Source organism: Variovorax sp. 350MFTsu5.1, assembly GCF_048302515.1.
Taxonomy (GTDB): domain Bacteria; phylum Pseudomonadota; class Gammaproteobacteria; order Burkholderiales; family Burkholderiaceae_C; genus Variovorax; species Variovorax guangxiensis.
Map to the genome: position 1 here is coordinate 1,545,451 of NZ_CP157620.1, position 25,005 is coordinate 1,570,455.

Here is a 25,005-nt window from a genome sequence, read left to right on the forward strand (position 1 = left end):
CTCGGCGCATGCGTAGGAATCCGTCCCGACCGCGCGCGCGTCATCGCTTGCGAACGGGAACCCCGCGACCTTCCGCTGGAACTTTCTTCTAGAACTCCGCGCCTTCGACCAGGAAGCGCAGCCGCCGCACCCCCTGCCACTCGTCCGCGTCGAGCCGGAACGCCAGCTTGACCTTCGGCGGCAGCGGCTCGGTGTGGCTGAACCACATCGCGTCGATGGGCTGGCCCTGGTGCCTGAGCTTGAGCGACAGGTGTTTCTCGCCCACCAGCCGTTGCGACACCACTTCCACTTCCTCGCTGAAGGTGGGCGGCGCGAAGCCCTGGCCCCACACTTCGCGATGCAGCGTGTCGACGAGGTCGATGCGCATGTACTCGCGCGCGATGGGGCCATCGGTCTCGATCTGGCGCGTGAGCGCCGACTCGGCCAGCAGCTCGCGCGCGACCTGCGCAAAGCCTTTTTCGAAAGTCTCGAAGTGCTCGCGCGCCACGGTGCAGCCGGCCGCCATCGCGTGGCCGCCGAAGCGCAGCAGCACGCCCGGATGGCGCTTGGCCACGAGATCGAGCGCGTCGCGCAGGTGGAAGCCCGGAATCGATCGGCCCGAGCCTTTCAGCTCCTGCTCCTTGCCCGGCGCAGCGCTCGCGGCGAAGACGAAGGTGGGGCGGTGGAAGCGGTCCTTGATGCGCGAGGCCACGATGCCGACCACGCCTTCGTGGAAGCCCGCGTCGAACACGCTGATGGCCGGCGGCGGCGCCTCGATGCCGTCGCCATCCGCGGCGAACAGCGACTCGGCCAGCAGCAGCGCCTGGTCGCGCATGCCGCCCTCGATGTCGCGCCGCTCTCGGTTGATGCCGTCGAGCATGCGCGCGAGCTCTTCGGCGCGGCCGGCGTCGTCGGTCAGCAGGCATTCGATGCCCAGCGTCATGTCCGAAAGCCGGCCCGCGGCGTTGATGCGCGGGCCGAGCGCGAAGCCGAAATCGAAGGTGGTCGCAACGGAAGCGTTGCGCCCGGCCGCCTTGAAGAGCGCGGCGACACCGGCCGGCATCGCGCCCGCGCGGATGCGGCGCAGGCCCTGCGCCACGAGGCGGCGGTTGTTGGCATCGAGCCGCACCACGTCGGCGACGGTGCCCAGCGCGACGAGCGGCAGCAGCGCATCGAGCTTGGGTTGCGTGGCCGTGTCGAATACGCCGCGCCGACGCAGCTCCGAGCGCAGCGCGAGCAGCACGTAGAACATCACGCCCACGCCGGCGATGCTCTTGCTCTCGAAGCCGCAGCAGGGCTGGTTGGGGTTGACCAGCACGTCGGCCGCGGGCAGTTCGGGCCCGGGCAGGTGGTGGTCCGTTACCAGCACCTGCAGGCCGCGCGCCTTGGCGGCGGCCACGCCCTCGACGCTGGCGATGCCGTTGTCGACGGTGATGAGCATGTCTGCGCCGCTCGCGGCCACGCGCTCGGCGATGGGCGGCGTGAGGCCGTAGCCGTCGACCACGCGGTCGGGCACGAGGTAGCTCACGTTCTTCGCGCCCAAGAGGCGCAGGCCGCGCACGCCGACCGCGCAGGCGGTGGCGCCGTCGCAGTCGTAGTCGGCGACGATGCACAGGCGCTTGTCCTGCGCGATGGCGTCGGCCAGCAGCGCGGCGGCTTCGCGCGTGCCGTGCAAGGTGTCGGGCGGCAGCAGCAGCGCGAGGCCGTCGTCCAGCTCTTCCTTGGCGCGCACGCCGCGCGCGGCGAAAAGGCGGGCCAGCAGCGGATGCACGCCGGCCTGCTCCAGCGCCCAGACGGTGCGGGGCGGGATATCCCTGGCTATGATTTTCATAGCGACTCCAGCAGGGCGGGCGCCTGCTTGCGGTCGAACAGGCTCTTCGCCCAGCGGGCCAGGCCGCGCGGCTGCACGGTGTAGCGCTGCGAGGCGCGGTCGCCGCACAGCGTGAGCGAGATGTCGCTGGCGCCGCGCGTGTATTCGGCCAGCAGGGCGGCGACAGGGCCGGCATCGAGCGCCTGCCAGGCCTCGGCCCAGCCGATGCCGTCGTCGCGCAGCGCGGGGGTGCGCAGGGAGTCGTTCACCGTCGGCGCGACGGCGGTTGCGGCTTCTTCATTCTTCAGCGCGCCGGTGCCCGCGAGCCAGAAGGAATTGATGGGCGGCACGCCGCGCGCGGCGCGGTCGTCGTTCACGCGCTGGGTGTACAGCAGCATCTGCATCTCGTTCTGCAGCCGGCGCAGCGGCCGCGCGGCGTCGGCCAGCGGCGACCACTGCGAAACGGGGTAGCCCACCGCGCGGTCGATGGAGGCGGTGGCCAGCCCGTCGAAGATGCCGGCGCGCGCCAGCCAGCGGCCGGGCACGGGCGAGGCGTGCAGCGCGATGCCGTCCTCCTCGAAGAAGGGGCGGGCGGCTTCCAGCAGCGCGGCCGATTCGGCGGCGTCGATCTCGATGGATGACGGGTCGCCCAGCACCACGTCGTCGATACCCACCTGCCAGTTGCACAGCGTGACCATGCCCCAGCCTTCGGTATCGCCCGCCGTGGCGATGCCCAGCCGGCGCGCTTCGAGCGCGGCCCAGGGAATGCAGCCGTCGGGCGCGGCGATGCCCAGCGCCTGCGCCAGGGCGCGTTCATGCGGAGGCGAGCGCGTGCTTTCGTCCTGCGTGTCGGTGTCCGCGAGGGTCAGCCGCGCGAGCAGGTTTTCGAGATTGGGGAGCCTGAGCGTGGAGAGGGCCGCGCGGCACGACGGGGAACCGCGGCCGGCGAAAGGGATCAGCAATTGGCGTGGGGAGGTTTCGGCCATTCCCCTATTGTCCGGGAAGCCCCAGGTTTGCCCGGAATGCCACAATCCCGCCCCTATGCGACTTCCTTACGAACTGCAGCTCGGCTGGCGCTACACGCGCGCAGGACGGGCGACGCGGCGCAACGGCTTCATCTCCTTCATCTCCGGTGTCTCGATGCTCGGCATCGCGCTGGGCGTGGCGGCGCTGATCATTGTGCTCAGTGTGATGAACGGCTTCCAGAAGGAAGTGCGCGACCGCATGCTCGGCGTGGTGTCGCACATCGAAATCTTCTCGCGCGACGGCCAGGCGCTGCAGAGCCTCGACCAGATCATGGCGGCAGCGCGCAAGCACCCCGAGGTGGTCGGCGCGGCGCCCTTCATCAACACGCAGGCGCTCATCGCGCGCGGCGAGGACATGAAGGGCACGCTGGTGCGCGGCATCGATCCGAAGCTCGAACCCGAGGTCACCGACATCAACGGCATCGCCTCGAAGGGCACCTTCGACAAGCTCGTGCCGGGCCAGTTCGGCATCGTGCTCGGCGCGGAGCTCGCGCGTTCGCTCTTCGTGCAGCCGGGCGACCAGGTCACGCTGGTGGCGCCGGGCGGGCAGGTCACGCCGGCGGGCGTGGTGCCCAGGCTCAAGCAGTTCACCGTGGTCGGCACCTTCGACTCGGGCCACTACGAATACGACTCTGCGCTGGCCATGGTGCACGAGCAGGACGCCGCCAAGGTGTTCCGCCTCGAAGGCCCGACCGGCATCCGCCTGAAGCTCAAGAACCTCAACGAGGCGCGCGACGTGGCCGACCAGCTCGCGGTGAGCCTGCCGGGCGAGTTCCTCATCCGCGACTGGACGCGCCAGAACAAGACCTGGTTCGCGGCCGTGCAGGTCGAGAAACGCATGATGTTCATCATCCTCACGCTGATCGTGGCGGTGGCGGCCTTCAACCTGGTGTCCACGCTCGTCATGACGGTGACCGACAAGCGCGCCGACATCGCCATCCTGCGCACGCTGGGCAGCTCGCCGCGCAGCATCATGGGCATCTTCGTGGTGCAGGGCGCGATGGTGGGCGTGATCGGCACCGTGGCCGGCCTGCTGCTGGGCCTGGGCATCGCCTACAACATCGACGTGATCGTGCCCTTCCTGGAGCAGCTCTTCCACGCGAGCTTCCTGCCGAAGGACATCTACCTGATCAGCAAGATGCCCAGCGATCCGCAGCAAAGCGACATCGTGCCCATCGCGATCATTTCCCTGGTGCTGGCCTTCGTCGCCACGCTGTACCCGAGCTGGCGCGCCAGCCGCGTGAACCCCGCCGAAGCCCTGCGCTATGAGTGAAGTTGTATTGAAGGCCCGTGGACTGACCAAGCGGTTCCACGAGGGCAGGCTCGACCTGACCGTGCTGCACGGCATCGACCTCGACGTGCACGCCGGGGAGACGCTGGCCATCGTCGGCGCCTCCGGCTCCGGCAAGAGCACGCTGCTGCACCTGATGGGCGGGCTCGACGAGCCCACCACCGGCAAGGTCGAGCTGCTGGGCAAGGACATCGCGCACGCCGACCCCGCGGAGCAGGGCCGTTTGCGCAACCGGCACCTGGGCTTCGTCTACCAGTTCCACCACCTGCTGCCCGAATTCAGCGCGCTCGACAACGTGGCCATGCCGCTGAAGATCCGCCGCGTGGAGAAGCAGGCCGCCGCGCAGTCGGCCGCGAAGATCCTCGAGAGCGTGGGCCTGGGCCAGCGCCTGCACCACCGCCCGGCCGAACTCTCGGGCGGCGAGCGCCAGCGCGTGGCGATCGCGCGTGCGCTGGTCACGCAACCGGCCTGCGTGCTCGCCGACGAGCCAACCGGCAACCTCGACCGCAGCACGGCCGACACGGTCTTCGAACTGATGCTCGACCTCGCGCACAGGCACGGCACCGCCTTCGTGATGGTCACGCATGACCAGGACCTGGCGAAGCGCTGCGACCGGGTGCTGCAACTGGTGGCGGGGCGCCTGGCGGGGTGATTCGGGCCGGCCTGGCACGGCCGGCGCAATGTCGCGAAACTGGGGGGCGCCTGTCCGTCAGGACGGGCCGAAGTCCAAAACCACAGGAGCCCGTTTCATGCTGCCCATGTTCTCGATGGAATCCGACGACGACACCAAGCCCGCGGCCACCGCCGAGCCGCGCAATTCCTACCTGGAAGAAAAAGCGTTCAAGTCGCGCACGCTGCTGATCTTCGGCGCCATCAGCGATTCGGTGGCCGCCGACGTCACGCGCCGGCTCATCGCGCTGGATGCCGACAGTTCCGACAAGCCCATCGACATCCTCGTGAGCTCGCCCGGCGGGCACCTGGAGTCGGGCGATGCCATCCACGACATCGTGCGCTTCATCAGCGCGCCGGTGAACATGATCGGCACCGGCTGGGTGGGCAGCGCGGCCACCCACCTGTTCCTGGCGGCGCCGCGCGAGCGCCGCGTGTGCCTGCCGAACACCCGCTTCCTGATCCACCAGCCCAGCGGCGGCGCGGGCGGCCAGGCGACCGACATCGCCATCCAGGCGCAGGAAATCATCAAGGCCCGCCAGCGCATCGCGCACGAGATCGCACGCGAGACCGGCAAGCCCATCGACGTGGTGCTTGCCGACATCGAGCGCGACCGCTGGCTGTCGGCCGAGGAGGCCGTGGAGTACGGGCTGGTCTCGCGCATCATCCAGCGCAAGACCGAGCTGCACGGCTGAGGGGGTCGGGTAGCCGAACGCAGAGGTCGCGAAGGTTCCGCGAAGGTCGCAGAAGAAAACCGATGAAGGTTTCTTCTGCGACTTCTGCGTAGCTTTTGTCTTCCTTCTGCGTTCGGCTGTCCGATCCCGCTTTCTTGGGCCTTCGCTCAGGCCTTGGGCTTGTAAGCCACCACGTCGATCTCCACCCGCGCATCGATCATCAGCCGTGCCTCGGTGGTCGAGCGGGCCGGCTTGTTTTCACCGAAGTAGCTCATGTAGATGCGGTTGAAGGCACCAAAGTCGCGCGCATCCTGCAGCCAGCAGGTGCTCTTGCACACGTCGTCGAGGGTGGCGCCGGCCAGCGCGAGCACGGTCTTGATGTTCTCCATCACCTGGCGCGTCTGCGCCTCGATGCCGCCCACCACGAGTTCGCCGTTCTTGTCGACCGGTACCTGGCCCGAGACATAGATGAAGTCGCCGGCGCGCACGGCCGGGGAGAAGGGGCGGACCTGACGGTCGGAGGCCAGGGGCGGGGCGCCGAGGTATTCGAGGGGCATGGGAACTCCTGAGTGATGACGGGAAAAGAGAAACGGAAAGGGCGAAAACGATCCGCGAGTATCCATCCGATTTGAAAATCTATTTCAAAATAACCCCTGAACAAGGGTTAACACGGATGATTAGGCATGAATACTGCTTCAAAGTCCGGGCCGAAGAGAAAATTTCTTTCACAATTCGCCCGCCCCAAGAAGGAGTTCCCCATGCCCCACGTCGGTCCTGTCCAGCGCCTGCCCATGCTGTCGAAGCGCAGCCTGCTGGGTGTCTCCCTGCTCGCGATGCTGTGCGCCGCGCTGCCCCACCAGAGCGCCCACGCCCAGGGGCCGCGCAACTTCGCCACGCTGGCGATGGTGGCGGAGCCGCAGACGCTCGACCCGATGGCCTCGACCGCCGACCTGGTCGGAACCATCATGCAGCACGTGTACGAGACGCTCTACACCTTCGACGCCAAGTGGAACGTGGTGCCGATGCTGGCCGAGGGCATGCCGAAGATCTCGGCCGACGGCAAGACCTACGCCATCGCCCTGCGCAAGGGCGTGATGCTGCACAACGGCCGCGAACTCACGGCCGACGATGTGGTGGCGAGCCTGCAGCGCTGGATGGACCAGTCGCCGCGCGGCAAGGCCGTGGGCAAGGAAATCGACAGCCTCAAGGCCAAGGGCCCGCTGGCGGTCGAAGTGGTGCTGAAGGAACCCTATGCGCCGCTGCTCTCGCAGCTCGCGCTGCCCAGCGGCATGGCGGCCATCATGGCCAAGGATTCCATCGCCTCGCCGCTGAAGGACTTCGTCGGCACCGGCCCCTACAAGTTCAAGGAGCGCCGCCCCGACCAGTTCGTGCTGCTCACCCGCTTCGACAAGTACAGCGCGCGCAAGGAAGCCGCCAGCGGCTACGGCGGCAAGCGCGAGGCGGCCATCGAGGAACTGCGCTTCGTGCCCGTGCCCAACGCCAGCACCCGCGTCGAGGGCGCGCTGGCCGGCCAGTACGACTTTGCCGACCTGCTGCCTGTGGAGGCGCTGCCGCGGCTGGAGAAATCGGGCGGCAAGACTGTGCCGATCATGACGCCCTCGTTCGGCTTCCCGTACCTCGTGCTCAACACCAAGGAAGGCGTGGCCGCCAGCCAGCCGGTGCGCCAGGCGATCCAGACCGCGCTGGGCGAGGGCGAGATGCTCGCGGCCGGCTTCGGCGACACGCGCTTCTTCACGGCAGAGCCCAACCACTTCCCGAAGGGCTCGCCGTTCTACTCGACCGCGGGCGCCGACCAGTACAACCAGCGCAACGCCGCCAAGGCCAAGGAAGCCGCCGCCAAGGCCGGCTACAAGGGCGAGCCGATCCGCGTGCTCACCAGCCGCCAGTACGACTTCCACTACAACATGGCGCTGCTGATGGCCGAGCAGCTCAAGCGCGCCGGCTTCAAGGTCGACCTCAACGTGGTCGACTGGGCCACGCTGGTGCAGCGCCGCAACGACGCCAAGCTGTGGGACATCTACGTCACCCACTCGGGCCAGTTCCCCGAGCCGATGCTCTCGCCGCCGCAGCTCGGCGACGGCGCGCCCGGCTGGTGGGAAACGCCCGCCAAGAAGTCGGCGCTGCAGGCTTTCAACGTCGAGAGCGACCCTGCCAAGCGCGGCACGCTGTGGGGCAAGGTGCAGCAGGTGGTGTACGACGAGGTGCCGTACATCAACGTCGGCAAGTTCAACGGTCTCTCGGCCAAGAGCCCGGCGCTGGACAACTACCAGCCCGCGACCTGGCCGTTCTTCTGGAACGCGAAGATCAAGTAAGAAGGCGGAGACATACAGCCATGCCGTCGCGTCGCCAACTTCTGCAAGCCAGCGCACTGGCCTCCGGCCTCGGGGCCCTGGGGCTTACCGCCTCCACGGCTCAGGCCGCCACCTCCGGCCCGATCTACGCCTACGTCGGCACCTACAGCGACGGCGGCAAGCCGTGGCGCGGCGGGCGCGGGCAGGGCGTGCACCAGTTCGTGCTCGACAGCACCACCGGCGCGCTCAAGCCGATTCCCGGCGCGCCGGCCGCCGTGGCCAGCACGGGCGAGGGCGCGAAGCTGCGCAACCCCGCCTCGCTCGCGCGCCATCCGAAGCTGCCCGTGCTGTACGCGGCCAACGAGTTCGAGGCCGGCTCGGTCTCGACCTTCCGAATCGGCGCGGACGGCGCTCTGAGCTTCGTGTCCGAGACGCCCTGCGGCGGCAAGGACCCGGCCTACATCAGCGTGCACCCCGACGGCCGCTTTCTGTTCACCGCCAACTACGCGAGCGGCGATGTCAGCGTGCTCGCGCTGCGCGCCGACGGCACGCCCGACCCGGCAGTTGCCGCCGTCGTCTACAAGGACGTGGATGCCTGCGGCGCCGGCACGCCCTGCAAGCCCGGCGCCGACGTGGTGCCGGCTGCCGCGCGTTCGCACGAAGGCTTCGCCACCAGCGACCACGACGGCCCGCACGCGCACATGGTGCATGCCGACCCGAAGGGCAACTTCGTGCTGGTGGCCGACCTGGGGCTCGACCGCGTCATCTCCTACCGCTTCGATCGCATCACCGGCGTGCTGAGCCAGCCCAGCACGGTGGCCGTGTCGGAGAGCTCGGGCGCCCGCCACTTCGTGTTCCACCCGAACGGCAAGTGGTTCTACCTGGTGAACGAGGAGGCTTCCACCATCGCCTTCATGCGCTACGACAACGCCACCGGCGTACTCACGCTGGTGAGCGAGACCTCGGCGCTGCCCAAGGGCTTCAAGGGCACCAGCTACGCCTCGGGCATCCGCATGCTGCCCGACGGCCAGCACTTCGTGTCGCTCAACCGCCTGCACGACGCGATCTCCATCTTCAAGGTCGACGCCCGCACCGGCGCGCCCACGCTGGTGCGCGAGGAATGGTCGCGCGGCAACTACCCGCGCAGCTGCACGCTCGACCCGAGCGGGCGCTTCCTCTACGTGTGCCACAACAAGCAGGGCGACAACGTGACCGTCTTCCGCGTGAAGGGTGGCGACATCCAGTTCACGGGCCAGTACGTCGCGGTCGGTTCCGCCGCCGCCATCGAGTTTTCCGCGTGATGAAGAAATCGCTGTTCCGCTACATCGCCTCCCGCGCCGCGGGCATGCTGATCGTGCTCGCCATCGTGGCGGTGCTGGTCTTCGTGCTCACGCGCGCGGCCTCGGGCGACCCGGTCTCGGTGCTGCTGGGCGACCAGGCCACCGCGGCCGACATCGCCCGCGTGCAGAAGGAGTACGGCCTCGACAAGCCGCTGCCCGTGCAGTTCGGCTACTGGCTGCGCGAGGTGCTGCAGGGCAACCTCGGCCAGTCCATCTTCCTGCAGCGCCCCGTGACGCAGGCGCTGTGGGAGCGCTCCGAACCCACCACGCTGCTCGCGCTGATGGCGGTGGCCATCGCGGCGCTGATCGGCGTGCCATGCGGCATCGTCTCCGCCGTGTTCCGGGGGCGCGTGGTCGACCAGCTCTTCACCGGCATCGCGATGCTGGGCGCGAGCATTCCGAGCTTCTGGCTGGGCATCGTGCTGATCCAGATCTTCGCCGTCTCATTCGGCTGGTTCCCGGTGTCGGGCTACGGTGCGCCGGACGCGCCGTTCGCCGAGCGGCTGCACTCGCTGGTGCTGCCTGCCACGGTGCTGGGCCTGCTGAACTCGGCGCTCATCATCCGCTTCACCCGCGCCTCGATGCTCGACGTGCTGGGCGAGGACTACGTGCGCACCGCGCGCTCCAAGGGTTTGAGCGAGCGCACGGTGGTGCTCAAGCACGCCCTGCGCAACGCGCTGGTGCCCATCGTCACGGTGATCGGCCTGACGGTCGCGCTGATGATCGGCGGCGCGGTCATCACCGAAACCGTGTTCGGCCTGCCCGGCGTGGGCAACCTCGTGGTCAGCGCGGTGCTGCGGCGCGACTATCCGGTGATCCAGGGGGCGCTGCTCGTCATCGCGGCGATCTACGTGCTCATCAATTTCTCGATCGACCTGCTGTATGCCGTGGTCGATCCGCGCGTGAAGGTGTGATGCAAATGCAAAGCCGAACAGCCGAACGCAGAAGTCGCGAAGGTTTCGCAGAAGTCGCAGAAGAGAAAACCAAAAGATGTCTTCTGTCTTTTCTGCGACCTTTGCGTAGCTTTTGTCTTTCTTCTGCGTTCGGCTGTCCGATCCCGTCTTTCTTCCTGCAGTACTGAAGAGCCCCCAATGCAAATGCCCCGAATGCTCCGCCAGCTGATGCACAGACGCATCGTGATGGTGTCCGCGCTGGTGCTGCTGGTGATCGCGGTGCTCGCGATCGGCGCGCCGCTGTTCGCCTCCATCGACCCCAACGACACGGCCGTGCTGGAGCGCCTGAAGGCACCCAGCGCCGAGCACCTGCTCGGCACCGACGAGCTCGGCCGCGATCTCTATTCGCGCATCGTGCACGGCGCGCGCTACTCGCTGGCCATCGCCGCGCTCACCGCGCTGGGCGCCGTGATCGCCGGCACCGTGCTGGGCCTGATGGCGGGCTTCTTCCGCCGGCTCGACGCGCCGCTGATGCGCGTGGTCGACGCGATGATGTCCTTCCCAGACATTCTGCTGGCCATCGCGCTGGTGGCCATCCTCGGACCCTCGCTGGTCAACACCGTGCTCGCGCTGGTGCTGGTCTACACGCCGCGCGTGGCGCGGGTGGTGCGGGCCTCGACGCTGGTGGTGCGCGAGCTGCTCTTCGTGGAGGCCGTGCGCGCCCTGGGCGTGCGCACCTCGCGCATCCTGTGGCGGCACATATTGCCGAACCTGATGTCGCCGATCCTGGTGCAGGTGTCGTTCATCTTCGCCTATGCCATCCTGGCCGAGGCGGGCCTGTCGTTCCTCGGCGTGGGCGTGCCGCCCGAGATCCCGACCTGGGGCACCATGGTCGCGGGCAGCCAGCAGTACGCCCACCAGGCCTTCTGGGTGGTGCTGTTCCCGGGGCTCGCGATCATCTTCACCGCGCTGTCGCTGCAACTGCTGGGCGACGGCGTGCGAGACCTGCTCGACCCCAAGCTGAAGAAAGGCGCGTGATGACGACGACCGCCAACAACAACCAGACCCCGCGTCTCATGGTCAGCAACCTGAGCACCAGCTTCCCGACCGAGGACGGCCTCGTGCGTTCGGTCGCCGACGTGAGCTTCTCGATCCAGCCCGGCAAGACGACGGCGCTGGTGGGCGAGTCGGGCTCGGGCAAGTCGGTCACCAGCCTCACGCTGATGCGCCTGTTGCCCAAGACGGCCAACGCGCAGGTCAGCGGCTGCGCTTCCTTCGTGACGCGCGAGGGCAAGGCGCTCGACCTGCTGCAGATCGGCGAGCGCGAGATGCGTTCGCTGCGCGGCAACCAGCTGTCGATGATCTTCCAGGAGCCGATGACCAGCCTGAACCCGGTGTTCACCATCGGCGAGCAGATCGCGGAGAGCGTGCGCCTGCACAAGGGACTCGACCGCAAGGCGGCGCTGGCGCACGCGCAGCGCATGCTGGAGCTGGTGGAGATCCCGGCGGCGGCGCAGCGCATCCATGAGTACCCGCACCAGCTCTCGGGCGGCATGCGCCAGCGGGCCATGATCGCGCTGGCCATGGCCTGCGACCCGACGCTGCTGATCGCCGACGAGCCCACCACCGCGCTCGACGTGACCATCCAGGCGCAGATTCTCGAGCTCATGCGCCGGCTGCAGGCCGAGACGGGCATGAGCATCCTGTTCATCACGCACAACCTCGGCGTGGTCGCGCACCATGCCGACGACGTGGTCGTGATGTATTCGGGCCGCGTGGTCGAGAGCGCGCCGGTGCGGCCGCTGTTCGCGCAGCCCGAGCACCCGTACACGCAGGGCCTGCTGGCCTGTCTGCCGGGCAAGGCGCGCCAGCCCGGCCAGCCCAAGCCCAAGCGGCTCTTCGCCATTCGCGGGCAGGTGTCGAGCCCGCTGGCGCCGCCGCCGGGGTGCGCCTTCGAGCCGCGTTGCGACCTCGCGCTCGCCGAATGCAGCGCCGCGATGCCGCCGCTGCTGGACATCCGGCAGGGGCGGCAGGCGCGATGTGTTCGTGTGCAGCCTGAACAACCGCTCGCGAGGGCCGCATGACGAACGCGCTGTTCCTGTCTTGCTCCCTCTCCCGCTTGCGGGAGAGGGCTGGGGTGAGGGTGGCCCCCGTGGCCCTCGCACGCACCCTCATCCCCCGCCTTCTCCCCCAAGCGGGAGAAGGAGCCAATACCGAATGCCCACGATGACCACCGCCGCTCCCCTCATCGAAGTCCGCGGACTCAAAAAATACTTCGGCAGCAGCGACCGCCCGGTACGCGCCGTCGACGACGTCTCCTTCGCGATCCAGCCCGGTGAGACGCTGGGCCTGGTCGGCGAATCGGGCTCGGGCAAGAGCACCATCGGCCGCACCGTGCTGCGCCTGCTCGAGCGAACCAGCGGCCAGGTGTTCTACCGGGGCGACGACATAGGCGAGCTCTCGGCCGAGCGCATGCGCCGGCTGCGCAGCAAGCTGCAGATCATCTTCCAGGACCCGTACGCCAGCCTGAACCCGAAGATGCGCATCAGCGCGATCCTCGGCGAGGCGCTGTCCACGCACGGCCTGCACAAGGGGGCGGCGGCGCGCGACAGGCGCATCGCCGAACTGCTCGAAACCGTGGGCCTGCGCGCCGAGCATGCCAACCGCTTCCCGCACGAGTTCTCGGGCGGGCAGCGCCAGCGCATCGGCGTGGCGCGGGCGCTGGCCGTGGAGCCCGAATTCATCGTGGCCGACGAGCCGCTGTCGGCGCTCGACGTGTCGATCCAGTCGCAGGTCATCAACCTGCTGGCCGACCTGCGCGAGCGGCTCGGGCTGACGATGCTCTTCATCTCGCACGACCTCGACGTGGTGGAGTACCTGTGCGACCGCGTGGTGGTGCTCTACCTCGGCAAGGTGATGGAAGTCGCCACCACCGAGGAGCTGTTCGCGCGCCCCTCGCACCCCTACACCCGCGCGCTGCTGGCCGCGAGCCCAAAACCCGACCCGGAGATGACGACCGAGCGCATTGCACTGAAGGGCGACATCCCGAGTCCCATCGCGCCGCCCTCGGGCTGCGTGTTCCGCACGCGCTGCCCGCACGCCATCGATGCCTGCGCTCAGACGGTGCCGCCGCTGGAGGAGATTTCGGCGGGACACTACAGCGCCTGCATCCGCAAAGAACTGCCATCAAACATTGCCGCATGACCATGACCGCCGCCACCGACTTCACCGACCCGCTGCTGGGCAGCAACTTCAAGGGCTACCCGCGCACCGCCGCGCCGCGCCGCCGCAGCGAGATCGGCGCCGCCGGCTGGAACGTGCTGGCAGGCGACCTGCCGCTGCCGCTGGCCGTGCTCAAGCGCGAGGCGCTGGAGCACAACCTGGCGTGGATGCAGTCGCGCGTGCGCGAGTGGGGCATCGACCTCGCGCCGCACGGCAAGACCACCATGTCGCCGCAGCTTTTCCGGCGCCAGCTCGACGCCGGCGCCTGGGGCCTGACCTTCGCCACCGTCACGCAGCTGGCCGTGGGCGTGGCGGCCGGCGCGCGCCGCACGCTCATCGCCAACCAGGTGGTGAGCGACGAAGACCTGGCCGGCATCCAGATGCTGCTGAGCGAGCATGCCGACCTGCGCATCGTGTTCCTGGTCGATTCGCTGGCGCAGCTGGCGCTCATCGAAGACTGGTCGAAGCGCCATCCCGAGAGCGTGCCCTTCGACGTGATGATCGAGATCGGCGTGGACGGCGCGCGTACCGGCTGCCGCACGCACGAGGAAGCCGTGGCGCTGGCCGCGCGCCTGCGCGCCAGCGAGGCCGTGCGGCTGGTGGGCATCGAGTGCTACGAAGGGCAGGGCGCCACCGGCCAGAGCGAGCCCGACACGGCCTATGCCAAGGCGCTGATGGACCGCGTGGAAGCCGTGGCGCGCCACTGCGACGAGAACAGTCTCTTCGAGACCGACGAGGTGCTGGTCTCGGCCGGCGGCTCGGCCATCTTCGACCTGGTGGCCGGCCGGCTCAAGCCCGCGCTCGGCGCGCCGGTGCGCGGCCTGCTGCGCTCGGGCTGCTACGTGACGCACGACCACGGCTTCTACAAGCGCATGGTGAGCGCGGTGGACGAGCGCCTGGGTTGCGGTTGCGGAGAAAGCCTGGTGCCGGCGATGGAAGTCTGGGCCACGGTGCAGTCGCGCCCGGAGCCGGGCCTGGCGATCCTGGCCGTGGGCAAGCGCGACATCTCCTTCGACCTCTCGCTGCCCGTGCCCATCGCACGCGCGGCGCGCGGCGCGCTGCAGCCGCAGGGCGTTCCCGCCGGCTGGAAGATCACCGCGCTGAACGACCAGCACGCCTACCTGCGCTGGGACGCGAACGAGGAAGCCGAGGCGCCCAATGTCGGCGACCGCGTGGGCCTGGGCATCTCGCACCCCTGCACCACGTTCGACAAGTGGCACTGGATGCCGGTTGTCGAGCAGGACTACCGCGTGAGCGACGCGGTGGCCATGCACTTCTGATCGCATCCCGATGACCCCATCACTGCTCCAGAAGATCGCGGACATCCGCAGCGACGCCCCGGCGACGCGGCGCGCGATTCTCGACCTGATCCTCGAAGACCCCGACCGCGTGCTCGAAGAAAGCTTCGAGCAGCTGGCCGAGCGCTCGCGCAGCTCGGTGCCCACCATCATGCGCACCTGCCGCGACCTCGGCTTCGCGGGCCTGCGCGAATTCAAGCTCGCGCTCGCGCAGGAACTCGCGCTGGGCGGCTCGCCGCTGCACCGCCGCGTGAACATCGAGGACGCGGCCGACGAAGTGGTCGGCAAGATCGCGCGCAGCGCGGCGGCTTCGGTTTCGGGCGTGCGCGGCCAGCTCGACATGCAGGTGCTCGACGGCGCCGTGGCGGCCATCGCGGCCGCACCGCACGTCGACCTGTACGGTGCGGGCGCCACTTCCTGGTTCATGGCCAACGACCTGCAGGCTCGGCTCTTCCGCCTGGGCCTGTCGGCCAACGCATGGGCCGACTACCACCTGCAGCAGGTGGCGGGCGCGGCGCAGCGCCCGGGCGGCGTGGTCATCGCCATCTCGCACGTGGGCGGCATGCCCTCGCTGCTCGACGCGGTGGACATCGCGCGCGGGCAGGGCGCCAAGGTGGTCGCGCTCACGCGGCCGGGCACGGCGCTCGCGGCCAGGGCCGACTTCCTGCTGGGCCTGTCGGTGCCCGACGACGCGGTGATGCACGTGGGCATCGACGCCTACCTCACTCACCTCACGGTCATCGAGATCCTTACCGTGCTGGTGGCCCAGCGCCGCGGCGAGCCCGCGGTGCAGCGCCTGCAGCGTGCGCGCGAAGCCTTCCAGCGCCACGGCATCGACGCCACCACGCATCCGCTGCAAAGCTGGGACGGCGGCGGCGTGAACGACGGAGGGAGCGCATCGTGAGCGGAGACGAGAACAAGGCCGTGCTGCTCGAAGCGGGCCTGGTGGTCGACGGCTCGGGCGGACCTTCGTGGCCGGGCGACGTGCTGCTGCAGGGCGACCGCATCGTCGCGCTCGGCGAAGGCCTGCGCGACCGGCTGCCGCAGGGGCTGGCGCTGGCCGATGTCGAAGTCGTCGACTGCCGCGCGAAGGTGATCGCCCCCGGCTTCATCGACGCGCACACGCACGACGACGCCATCGTGCTGCGCGACCCGCTGTGCCTGCCGAAGGTGTCGCAGGGCATCACCACGGTGGTGACGGGCAACTGCGGCATCTCGCTCGCGCCGTACCGCACGCCGCAGTCGCTGCCGCCGCTCACGCTGCTGGGCGCCGATTCGTTCAGGCACGCGACCATGGCCGAGTACCGCGCGGCCGTCGATGCGACGCAGCCCGCGCTCAACGTGGCTGCGCTGGTCGGCCACACCACGCTGCGCTTCGCCGCCATGCAGGCGCTCGACCGCCCGGCCAGCGCCGAAGAGCTGGCGCGCATGGAGGCGCTGCTCGACGGCTGCATGGCCGATGGGGCGCATGGCATGTCCTCGGGCCTGTTCTATGAAGAGGCCTTCGCGGCGCCCGCCGAAGAAGTGACCGCGCTGGCGCGCGTGGTGAGCCGCCACGGCGGCGTCTACGCCACGCACCTGCGCAGCGAGATGCAGCAGATCATCGAGGCGCTGCACGAGGCCGGCGACTGCGCCTTCGAGGCCGGCGTGCCGCTGGTGATCTCGCACCACAAGTGCGCGGGCCCCGCCAACTGGGGCCGCACCAAGGAAACGCTGCCGCTGATCGAGTCGCTCGCGCAGCGCCAGAAGATCGCGATGGACGTGTACCCCTACGTGGCCGGCTCCACCGTGCTGCGCGAAGACCTGGTGGACGGCGTGATCGACGTGCTGCTGACCTGGTCCGACCCGCACCCGGAGATGACGGGGCGGCTCATTTCGGACATCGCGCGCGAGTGGGGCGTGAGCGAGCAGGACGCCTGCCTGCGGCTGAAGCCCGGCGGCGCCTGCTACTTCCAGATGCAGGAGGAAGACGTGGAGCGCGTCATCTCGCACCCGCTCACCATGATCGGCAGCGACGGCCTGCCGCACGACCGCCATCCGCATCCGCGCCTGTGGGGTGCCTTCCCGCGCGTGTTCGCGCGCTACTGGCGCCAGCGCCGGCTGTTCACGCTGGAGCAGGCGGTGCACAAGATGACCGGCATGACTGCGCGCAACCTGCGCATCGCCGACCGCGGCCTGCTGCGCGCCGGCACCATGGCCGACGTGGTGGTTTTCGACCCCGAGACCATCGCCGACACCGCCACCTACGACAAGCCGCATGGCGTGAGCCTGGGCGTGGAGCGTGTGTTCGTGAACGGCGTGCTCGCCTATCGCGGCGGGGAGGCCGAGGCCCGCGTGCTCGCGCGCGCGGGGCGGATGCTCACGCGCGGCAGCGCGAGCTAGCTCCGGTCAGGCGAACACAAGGCAGACCGGCGTAGGCACCTGCGCCACCTGCACTGGCTGGTCGAGCCGGCCGGTGGCGGGGTCGATGCGCAGGCGCAGTATGGTGTCGCCCTTCTGGCTCAGCGCGTACAGGTGCCTGCCATCGGCGGCGGCAGCCAGGGCGCGCGGGAAGCGCAGGCCCTCGCTCCAATGCTGCAGCGGCGTCAGGTTGCCGCTGGCCGCGTCGACGCGGAACGCGGCGATGCTGTCGGCCAGCGGATGCTCCGACTTCAGCCTGCGGTTGCTTGCATAGAGGAACTGCCCCGAGGGATGCATCACCAGCGCAGCCGCGCTCTTCTGGCCGGTGTAGCCGTCGGGCAGGGTCGAGACGCGCTGCCGCTGCGCCCCGACCGCTCCAGTTGCCGCGTCGTAGCCGTAGCAGCTCACGGATGCATCGAGCTCACCCACCACGTAGAGATGGCGCTGCGACGGATGCAGCGCCAGGTGGCGCGGCCCGCTGCCGGCCTGCACGGCCGTGCGGCCGATGGGCGCCAGCTTGCCTTCCGCGAGGGTGAAGACGTTGATGCGGTCGCTGCCGAGGTCGGTCGCGAGCACGCGCCCACCCGAGGCATCGAACTGCACCATGTGCGGGTGCGGAGACTCCTGCCGCTCGGTGTCGGGGCCAGAGCCGGTTTCCTTCTCGATGCCCGAGACCTTGCCGAGCGCACCGTCGCTGCCGATGGGCAGGACGTTGTAGGCACCGCCGCCATACAGCGCTACCACCAGCGCCCGGCCGTCGGGCGACACGGCCAGGTGCGCCGGGATCACGCCCGAGAGCGACAGCGGCTGGCGGTTGACCAGCGTGAGCCGGCCGCTGCGCTCGTCGATGGCGTAGGCCTCGGCAGTGCCGGTGGGCAGGCCTTGGTACATGTCGATCTCGTTGATCGCGTAGAGGAAGCGCCTGTTCGGGTGCACGGCCAGGAAGGATGGGTTCGCGCTTTCCACCGTCTGCAGCGGCGTCCAGCCTCCGTCCTGCATGGCGAGCACGTAGATGCCTTTCGAGGCCGGCCCGCCGGCCGTGCCGCCGGGAGCGTCGAAGGTGTAGGTGCCGACGTAGGCGAAGCGGGGCGCCGGCCCGGCGGGCGCTTCCGCAGGCACGGCCGTGGCCGGAGCCTGTTGCGCATTGGCGGGCAGCACGGGCGAGAGCGCGCCGAGCGTGGATGCGCCGCCGAGCCATTGCATGACGGTGCGGCGGTTCTGGCCGGTCTGGGCTGTCATGGTGTCGTTCCTCTCTCGATCGGGCCTTGTCACGGACGCACCGACATCGCGTGGTGGAAGATGTTGTTCGGGTCGTAGCGGCGCTTCACCTTGCGCAGGAAGTCGTAGAGCCCCTGGTCGCCGTAGTAGAGCTGCGGCCAGAAGGGGTAGGCCAGCATGTCGTTGTCGGGGTAGTTGATGTAGCAGCCCTCGTAGCGCTCGCCGGGGTAGGGCGTGCCGGCGCGGCGCTCGGGCACGTCGGGCGTGCCGTACACGTCGCGGTAGAAGGCGCCGATCCAGCGCAGGTGGCCGGCGTCGTCCTTCGCGTCGCGCCAGTAGGTCTGGTACTGCAGCTTCATGATCGATGCGCGCTGCGGCACTGCGGTGTCGGCGATGCGCTCTGGCTTGTTGACGGCGCCGCCGTACGAATCGACCTGCAGCAGCGACTGGCTCAGGTCGACGCCGGCGATGGTGCGCGTGAGGTGCGTGTAGATGCGCTGCGCCTCGCGCGCGCTGAAGTTCTGCTTCATGTAGGCCGACTTGTACTTGCCGCGCTGGTTTTCGCCGGAGCCGTTGAGGTACTGCGTGGCGGTGAGCCAGTCGTAGCGCGTCACGGTGTGCGGCCTGGAGCACAGCAACTGGCCCGCGTCGCGCTGCGGTGCCGGGCCCACGCCGGGCGGGCGGCCCTTGGCGGGCACGGGCGCGCAGGCGCGGAAGCGGTCGAGGAAGTCGTTGAGCACCGTCAGGTCGTTGCAGGTGCCGTCGGGGTTGCAGAACTGGGTGAGCATCACGATCTGGCCGGCCGAGCGGTGCGTGAGCTTCAGCAGCGAGAACATGCCCCAGGTGTCGGGGGACTTGCCGCGCGTGGCCCAGTAGTCGCCATAGGTGGTGAGCAGGGCGGTGAAGCGCTCGGGCGTCATGCTGGCCCAGTCGAAGGCCACCACCGCCAGCGCGACCTCGCGCGGCGCCGTGGGCAGCCTGTCGAACACGTAGCTGGTGATCGCGCCGAAATTGCCGCCGCCCGCGCCGCGGCAGGCGCGGAACAGGTCGGGGTCGCGGTCGGCGTCGACGGTGCGCGGCACCACCTTGCCGCGGTTGTCCACCGTGAGGATGTCCACCGCCGAGAGCCAGTCGACCGTGAGCCCCTGCAGCCGCGACAGCAGGCCATAGCCGCCGCCGCAGATGTGGCCGCCCGCGCCCACCGAATAGCAGGAGCCGCCGGGCAGGGTGACGTTGCCGCGCTTGTAGAGATCGAGGTAGCCGGTCCAGTTCTGGGTGCCGGGGCCTATGCGGAAGCGGCCGTCGCCGCGGGCTGCGGCGCCGGCCTGGTCGAGCAGGCTCAGGTCGAGGATTGCGCCGTCGGGATTGTTGGAGACGAAATCCTCATAGCAATGCCCGCCGCTGCGCAGGGTGGGGCGCAGGCCCGCGTCGACGATGCGCTGCAGCGCGGAGGCCGCGTCGGCGGCGTTTTCCGCCAGCTCGATGCGGGAGGCGGCGTCCGATTCCGTCGAGGGCCATCGCAGGTTGAAACCCTTCTTCAGGGTGTTGTAGCGGGCGTCCTGGCGTGTCACGGTGATGGTCATGGGCACCTTCCAACGGATGTCTTGCAACGGAGCTTTTGGTTTGTAGAAACGGCAAGGATTGAAATGTTTTTTCTTATAAGCCTTGTTTTTCGCTTGGATTTGGCTTTTTACTGGCTCAATGGCGCGAATTCTTGGCTGTATTGAAAAATACTTTCACCGTAGGAACCCTTAGATGCCGACCGCCCTGCCGGCACACTTCGTCGCAGTATTTCGACAGCTATAACCCTAAGACCGCTAAAGTTCTAACGTTCACGGTCAAAATCAGTCAAACTTGCGCATCTACATCGGCCGTCGAATTCCTACTGGAGCAAAGATGGACAAGGACGCTGAAGGCCTTGGCGCCGACTTCGAGCTGTGGCAACAGCTCACCGACGATTACGAAGCCGCGCTGGGCGCACTCGCCCGGGGCGAGCCGGGTGCGCGGGAGCGCGTGGTCCGGCTGTCGCTCGCGCTGCAGCACATGCATCCCGATCTTTCCGACCTTTCCCCGGTCGGCGACAGCCGCTGACGCGGCTTCATCAGAATGGGCGTCCTCGGCGGTGCCGCTCAGGCCGGAGCCGGCCGTCCGTACTCCTTCTTCTCTTCCTCCCCTTGCGCCTGGAACATGCGCGTGAAGTCGCAGCACTCCTGCGCCAGCATCACGATCGACGAGGTGAGGGCGCTGCGGTGCTCGCCCTTGTGCATCGCCACGTAGCGCACCACCGGCAGGGCGGGCGCCACCTCGACCACTGAAAGCATGCCGGCCGTCACCAGCGGCTGAAGGCATTCGCGCGGCAGGTAGCTCACGCCCAGGCCCGACACCGTCAGCCCGGTCAGCGCCACCAGGTTGCTCACCACGATCACGTCGGCGGGCTGCACGCCCTGTTCCTTCATCCATGCGTCGTAGGCGCGGCCCGTGCCGGAGTTGTTGCCCTGCACCAGCATGCGGTGGCGCGCCAGTTCGTGCAGCCGCATGGCGGCGCCATTGGAAGGCGAAGGCACCACGCCCGGCTTGCACATCCACGCGCTCCTCACCTGGCCGATGACTTTGTGCGGCATGCGCGAGTCGGCGAAGGTGTCGGGCACGATGACCAGGTCGAGTTCATCGGCCAGCAGCTTGTCGCGCAGCTGCAGACTGTCGTCCACGTCGGGCTCGAGGATCACCTTGGGGTAGTGCTGCCGGATCAGGCCGACCAGCCGCGGCAGCCAAGTCATCGCCGTGAGCTCGGTCACGCCGAGGCGGATGCGCCGCTCCACCACGCCCGGCTTGCCGAACTGCTCGATGGCCGCGTCGCGCTGCTCCAGCAGCTTGCGCGCGAGCACGAACATTTCCTCGCCCTTCTCGGTGAGGCGGGCGGTGCGCTGGCTGCGGTCGAAGAGCTCGGTGTCGAAGAGCTGCTCGAGCTCGTGCACCCGCTTGGAGATGGCCGACTGCGAGGTGTGCAGCTGGTTGGCCGCCTGGGCGAAGCCGCCGAGGCGGGCGATCCAGTACAGGGCTTCGAGTTGCTTGAAGGTCATCACGGTGGAGCGGTCTCCGAAAGAACGCTTTTTCTCATGTGATTCGATCACAAAAAATCGCTTTTGGAAATTGATGGCGAGGCTGAAGATTCGCCCCGATCCACCGTCATCGACTCTTCTTCAAGGAAACCGCCATGGACTTCAGGAAACTGCCCCTCGCATTCGGACTGGCTCTCGCCTTCGCCTGTGCCGCCGCCAGCGCCCAGGACGGCGGCACGCTGCAGAAGATCAAGGACAGCGGCACGATCCAGATCGGCGCGCGCGACAGCCAGATCCCGTTCTCGTACAAGCTCGGCTCCGATGGCGACCCCATCGGCTTCACCAACGACATCTGCCTGAAGATCGTCGACGCGGTGAAGGCCAGGCTGGGCCTCGCGAAGATCGAGGTGCGCTACACCATGCTCAACTCGACCAACCGCATTCCGCTGCTGCAGAACGGCACCGTCGACCTCGACTGCGCGACCACCACCAACACCACGCAGCGCCAGCAGCAGGTGGACTTCGCGCCCAGCCACTTCGTGGCCAACATCACCGCCGCGGTGCGCAAGAACTCCGGCATCGACACCCTTGCCGACCTCAACGGCAAGAACGTGGCCACCGTGTCGGGCAGCACCTCGATCCAGCTGCTGCGCGTCGCACGCAAGAGCGGCGCCATCGAAGTCAACGAAATCCCCGGCAAGGACACCTCCGACGGCTTCCTCCGGCTGTCCAACGGCCGCGCCGACGCCTATGTGCTCGACGACGTCCAGCTCGCCGGCATGATCGCCAGCGCGCCCAACCCGGGCGAATACAAGATCCTGAAGGAATCGCTGCGCCAGGAGCCCTACGGGATCATGCTGCGCAAGGACGATCCGCAGTTCAAGGCGCTGGTGGACGAGACCGTCACCGGCCTGATGAAGTCGGGCGCCATCGAGCAGCTCTACACCAAGTGGTTCCTCTCGCCGATCCCGCCGAGGAACGCGAACCTCAACTTCCCGATGACGGACGCGGTGCGCGAGATCTACAAGAACCCGAACAACAAGGGCGTCTGAGCGATGGGTTCCGAGCTGTCTTCCAAACACCCCCACGGACTGGCCTTTCCTGACGCGCTCATGCGCGAGGTGAAGGCGCGCTTCCTGCAGGTCGACCACGACCACCATGGCCGCGAGCGCCTGTACTTCGACAACGCCGGCGGCTCCTTCCGCCTGAAGGCCGCGGCCGAGCGTTTCGCGCAGGTCGATGCCATTCCCGACAACACCGAGCGCATCCACGCCACGGCCGTCGAGCTGCAGCAGATCCAGGCCAGGGGCTGCGACGACCTGCGCACCATCCTCAACGCCACCGGCGGCAGCGTGTACGCCTCGCTCACCGCCTCGGGCGCGATGTTCGACATGGTGCGCGCGGTGGCCGAGAACGTGCCAGGCACGAACATGGTCACCACCGTGCTGGAGCACCCCTCCGCCTTCGACGCAATGAGCCTCTACGCCCAGCGCCTGGGCCGCGAGCTGCGCGTGGCGAAGAGCAACCCCGTCACCGGCGGCGTCGACGTGGACGAGATCGTGCGGCTGGTCGACAAGGACACCTGCCTGCTCAACGTGATCCACGCGTCGAACATCTCGGGCGCCAAGCTCGACATGGAAGCCATCGTGCGCCGCGCGCGCGAGATCAAGCCCGACCTGTACATCCTGGTCGACGCCGTGCAGCACGCGCCGCACGGTCTCATCGACCTGCAGAAGACGCCGGTGGACGGCATCAATCTCGCGCCCTACAAGTTCTTCGGCTGCCGGGGCTCGGGGCTGTCGTGGGTGTCCGAGCGCGCGGCCGTGCTGCCGCACCACAAGCTGGCCGGCAAGAAGCCCGGCTACTGGGACCTGGGCAGCGCCTCGCCGTGGCAGTTCGCGGTGCTCACCGAGATCGTCGACTACGTGTGCTGGCTGGGCTCGCACTTCACAGATGCAACCGACCGCCGCGCGCTGTTCGTCGCGGGCATCACGCACATCGAGCTGCACGAGCGCGCGCTGCTGTCGGCGCTGCTCGACGGCAACGCGAACGCCATAGGCATGCGCAAGATGGAAGGCGTCAACGTCTTCCTCGACTACGAGGACCTGAGCAAGCGCGACCTGATCCTGGGTATCGGCTTCGACCGCATCGACTGCACGCAGGCGGTGGTCGAGTATGCAAAGCGCGGCGTGACGGTCTACGAGCGCGTGGCGAGCAGCATCTACTCGAAGCGCATGCTCGAGTCCTTCGGGCTCACGGGCACGGTGCGGGTGTCACCGCTGCACTGCCACTCGATGGCCGACATCGAGAAGTTCCTGCGCATCACCCGCGAGATCGCTCAGAACGGGTAGTGCCGCGGCGTGGTCTGCACGGTCACCCAGCGCAGCTCCGTGAAGGCCTCCACGCCCGCACGCCCGCCGAAGCGGCCGTAGCCCGAGGCCTTCACGCCACCGAAGGGCATCTGCGCCTCGTCATGCACCGTAGGTCCGTTCACGTGGCAGATGCCGGACTCGATGCGCTTCGCCACGTTCCACGCGCGCGCCACGTCGCGGCCGAACACCGCTGAAGAGAGGCCGAACTCGTTGTCGTTGGCAACCGCCACCGCTTCTTCCTCGCCGTTCACGCGCACCACCGCCTTCACCGGCGCGAAGGATTCCTCGCGGTAGATCTCCATCGCCGGCGTCACATGGTCGAGCACGGTGGCGGGCATCAGCGTGTTGTCGGCCTTGCCGCCGCACACCAGCTTCGCGCCCTTGGCCAGCGCGTCGTCGATGAGCGCGTTGCAGCGCTTCACCGTGCTCATGTCGACCACCGAGCCGAGCACCACCGGGCCTTCGCGCGGATCGCCCAGCGGCAGCGACTGCGCGCGGGCCGCGAACCTGGCGACGAACTCGTCGGCCACCGCGTTGTCGACCACGATGCGCTCGGTCGACATGCAGATCTGCCCCGAGTTGGCGAAGGAGCCGAAGATGGCGGCGTTCACCGCCGCGTCGAGGTCCGCATCGTCCAGCACCACGAAGGGCGCCTTGCCGCCGAGTTCGAGCACGGCGGGCTTCAGGTACTTCGCGCAGGTCTGCGCGATGAGCCGGCCCACGCGCGTGGAGCCGGTGAAGTTGACTCGCCGCACGGCCGGGTGCGCCACCATCGCCTCGACCACCGCGCCGGCGTCTGCGGGCGCGTTGGTCACGAAGTTGACGACGCCCCTGGGCAGCCCGCCTTCGTCCAGCGCCTCGATGATGAGCGCGTGCGTCTGCGGGCACAGCTCCGAGCCCTTCAGCACCACGGTGTTGCCGCAGGCCAGCGGCGTCGCGATGGCGCGCGTGGCGAGGATCACCGGCGCGTTCCACGGCGCGATGCCGACCACCACGCCCGCCGCCTGCCGCACGCCCATGGCGAGGCTGCCGGGCACGTCCGAAGGAATCACCTCGCCCGCGATCTGCGTGGTGAGCGAGGCCGCCTCGGTGAGGATGCCTGCCGCCAGGTGCACGTTGAAGCCTGCCCACAGCGCCGATGCGCCGGTCTCGCGTGCCATCGCCTGCACGAAGGCATCGGCGCGCGCTTCGAGCGCATGCGCGGCCTTCAGCAGCGCGGCGCGGCGCTCGCCGGGGCCGGTGGCCGACCATGCGGCGAAGGCGCGGTGCGCGGCCTCGACGGCGGCGACTGCGTCGCCGGCCGGCGTGGCGGCCGGCGCGCGCGTGGCGATGCCGCCGTCCAGCGGGTTGCGGCGCTCGAAGGTCGCGCCGCCGGTGGCCGCGCGGCGCTCGCCGCCGATGAGCATGGAAATGTCGGTCATGGGAAGTCCTTTGCGAGGAGAA

Annotated in this window: 22 protein-coding genes; 15 read left to right on the plus strand and 7 right to left on the minus strand. The window is 68.8% G+C overall.

Going from position 1 to position 25,005, the window contains the following annotated elements; all coding sequences use genetic code 11:
- Positions 1 to 88: 88 nt before the first annotated feature.
- Positions 89 to 1,810 (minus strand): single-stranded-DNA-specific exonuclease RecJ, encoded by a 1,722-nt coding sequence (gene recJ, locus ABL843_RS06665; protein ID WP_418119370.1) that lies wholly within the window; start codon positions 1,808 to 1,810, stop codon positions 89 to 91.
- Positions 1,807 to 2,775 carry a hypothetical protein gene (locus tag ABL843_RS06670; RefSeq protein WP_184635152.1) on the minus strand — a complete coding sequence of 323 codons (969 nt, stop codon included), beginning with the start codon at positions 2,773 to 2,775 and terminating at the stop codon, positions 1,807 to 1,809. The genes recJ and ABL843_RS06670 overlap by 4 nt, the downstream gene beginning before the upstream one ends.
- 55 nt (positions 2,776 to 2,830) lie before the next feature.
- Here ABL843_RS06670 and ABL843_RS06675 point away from each other — a divergent pair, with 55 nt between their 5' ends.
- From ABL843_RS06675 to ABL843_RS06685, 3 genes are all read left to right on the plus strand, one after another.
- Positions 2,831 to 4,087, plus strand: coding sequence for a lipoprotein-releasing ABC transporter permease subunit (locus ABL843_RS06675; RefSeq protein WP_184635154.1), 1,257 nt, complete (start codon positions 2,831 to 2,833; stop codon positions 4,085 to 4,087).
- On the plus strand, positions 4,080 to 4,757 hold the full coding sequence (lolD, locus tag ABL843_RS06680) for a lipoprotein-releasing ABC transporter ATP-binding protein LolD (protein ID WP_184635156.1): 678 nt from the start codon (positions 4,080 to 4,082) through the stop codon (positions 4,755 to 4,757). The genes ABL843_RS06675 and lolD overlap by 8 nt, the downstream gene beginning before the upstream one ends.
- A gap of 97 nt (positions 4,758 to 4,854) precedes the next feature.
- Complete coding sequence (locus ABL843_RS06685; RefSeq protein WP_418119371.1) at positions 4,855 to 5,469, plus strand: ATP-dependent Clp protease proteolytic subunit; 615 nt, start codon at positions 4,855 to 4,857, stop codon at positions 5,467 to 5,469.
- 146 nt (positions 5,470 to 5,615) lie between these two features.
- Here the strand turns inward: ABL843_RS06685 and ABL843_RS06690 are convergent, their stop codons facing one another.
- A complete protein-coding gene (locus ABL843_RS06690; protein ID WP_369659419.1) occupies positions 5,616 to 6,005 on the minus strand; it encodes a RidA family protein in 390 nt (129 codons plus the stop codon).
- Positions 6,006 to 6,206: 201 nt separating this feature from the next.
- Between ABL843_RS06690 and ABL843_RS06695 the strand changes: the two genes are divergently transcribed.
- The 9 genes from ABL843_RS06695 (at position 6,207) to ABL843_RS06735 (ending at position 16,895) form a co-directional block, all read left to right on the plus strand.
- Entirely contained in the window at positions 6,207 to 7,781 is a 1,575-nt protein-coding gene (locus ABL843_RS06695; protein ID WP_418119372.1) for an ABC transporter substrate-binding protein, read from the plus strand.
- 20 nt (positions 7,782 to 7,801) lie between these two features.
- Positions 7,802 to 9,061, plus strand: coding sequence for a lactonase family protein (locus ABL843_RS06700; protein ID WP_418119373.1), 1,260 nt, complete (start codon positions 7,802 to 7,804; stop codon positions 9,059 to 9,061).
- Positions 9,062 to 9,072: 11 nt separating this feature from the next.
- Positions 9,073 to 10,014, plus strand: coding sequence for an ABC transporter permease (locus tag ABL843_RS06705; RefSeq protein WP_418120444.1), 942 nt, complete (start codon positions 9,073 to 9,075; stop codon positions 10,012 to 10,014).
- 177 nt (positions 10,015 to 10,191) lie between these two features.
- A complete protein-coding gene (locus ABL843_RS06710; protein WP_093196271.1) occupies positions 10,192 to 11,031 on the plus strand; it encodes an ABC transporter permease in 840 nt (279 codons plus the stop codon).
- The gene (locus ABL843_RS06715; RefSeq protein WP_418119374.1) at positions 11,031 to 12,077 is read left to right on the plus strand and encodes an ABC transporter ATP-binding protein; all 1,047 of its coding nucleotides are present in this window, start codon (positions 11,031 to 11,033) and stop codon (positions 12,075 to 12,077) included. The genes ABL843_RS06710 and ABL843_RS06715 overlap by 1 nt, the downstream gene beginning before the upstream one ends.
- Positions 12,078 to 12,219: 142 nt before the next feature.
- Positions 12,220 to 13,197 (plus strand): ABC transporter ATP-binding protein, encoded by a 978-nt coding sequence (locus tag ABL843_RS06720; RefSeq protein WP_369662476.1) that lies wholly within the window; start codon positions 12,220 to 12,222, stop codon positions 13,195 to 13,197.
- On the plus strand, positions 13,194 to 14,495 hold the full coding sequence (locus ABL843_RS06725; protein ID WP_418119375.1) for an amino acid deaminase: 1,302 nt from the start codon (positions 13,194 to 13,196) through the stop codon (positions 14,493 to 14,495). Before ABL843_RS06720 ends, ABL843_RS06725 begins: the two co-directional genes overlap by 4 nt.
- Before the next feature lie 10 nt (positions 14,496 to 14,505).
- Positions 14,506 to 15,417, plus strand: a complete 912-nt coding sequence (locus ABL843_RS06730; RefSeq protein WP_126023046.1) for a MurR/RpiR family transcriptional regulator — start codon at positions 14,506 to 14,508, stop codon at positions 15,415 to 15,417.
- Entirely contained in the window at positions 15,414 to 16,895 is a 1,482-nt protein-coding gene (locus ABL843_RS06735; RefSeq protein WP_184635167.1) for an N-acyl-D-amino-acid deacylase family protein, read from the plus strand. Before ABL843_RS06730 ends, ABL843_RS06735 begins: the two co-directional genes overlap by 4 nt.
- 6 nt (positions 16,896 to 16,901) lie before the next feature.
- On the opposite strand, the gene ABL843_RS06740 is transcribed toward ABL843_RS06735, so the two are convergent.
- Together ABL843_RS06740 and ABL843_RS06745 are read right to left on the minus strand one after the other, a co-directional pair.
- Positions 16,902 to 18,152 (minus strand): lactonase family protein, encoded by a 1,251-nt coding sequence (locus ABL843_RS06740; RefSeq protein ID WP_418119376.1) that lies wholly within the window; start codon positions 18,150 to 18,152, stop codon positions 16,902 to 16,904.
- A gap of 29 nt (positions 18,153 to 18,181) precedes the next feature.
- Complete coding sequence (locus ABL843_RS06745) at positions 18,182 to 19,714, minus strand: BBE domain-containing protein (protein WP_418119377.1); 1,533 nt, start codon at positions 19,712 to 19,714, stop codon at positions 18,182 to 18,184.
- Positions 19,715 to 20,027: 313 nt separating this feature from the next.
- Between ABL843_RS06745 and ABL843_RS06750 the strand changes: the two genes are divergently transcribed.
- Positions 20,028 to 20,222 (plus strand): hypothetical protein, encoded by a 195-nt coding sequence (locus tag ABL843_RS06750; protein WP_126023050.1) that lies wholly within the window; start codon positions 20,028 to 20,030, stop codon positions 20,220 to 20,222.
- Between the two features lie 38 nt (positions 20,223 to 20,260).
- Here the strand turns inward: ABL843_RS06750 and ABL843_RS06755 are convergent, their stop codons facing one another.
- On the minus strand, positions 20,261 to 21,211 hold the full coding sequence (locus ABL843_RS06755; RefSeq protein ID WP_184635173.1) for a LysR family transcriptional regulator: 951 nt from the start codon (positions 21,209 to 21,211) through the stop codon (positions 20,261 to 20,263).
- 134 nt (positions 21,212 to 21,345) lie between these two features.
- On the opposite strand from ABL843_RS06755, the gene ABL843_RS06760 reads away from it, so the two are divergent.
- Together ABL843_RS06760 and ABL843_RS06765 are read left to right on the plus strand one after the other, a co-directional pair.
- Positions 21,346 to 22,242 (plus strand): amino acid ABC transporter substrate-binding protein, encoded by an 897-nt coding sequence (locus tag ABL843_RS06760; RefSeq protein WP_418119378.1) that lies wholly within the window; start codon positions 21,346 to 21,348, stop codon positions 22,240 to 22,242.
- Between the two features lie 3 nt (positions 22,243 to 22,245).
- Positions 22,246 to 23,541, plus strand: coding sequence for an aminotransferase class V-fold PLP-dependent enzyme (locus tag ABL843_RS06765; RefSeq protein WP_418119379.1), 1,296 nt, complete (start codon positions 22,246 to 22,248; stop codon positions 23,539 to 23,541).
- Here the strand turns inward: ABL843_RS06765 and ABL843_RS06770 are convergent.
- On the minus strand, positions 23,529 to 24,983 hold the full coding sequence (locus ABL843_RS06770) for an aldehyde dehydrogenase (protein ID WP_418119380.1): 1,455 nt from the start codon (positions 24,981 to 24,983) through the stop codon (positions 23,529 to 23,531). The two genes, ABL843_RS06765 and ABL843_RS06770, sit on opposite strands and share 13 nt — an antisense overlap.
- Positions 24,984 to 25,005 lie beyond the last annotated feature (22 nt).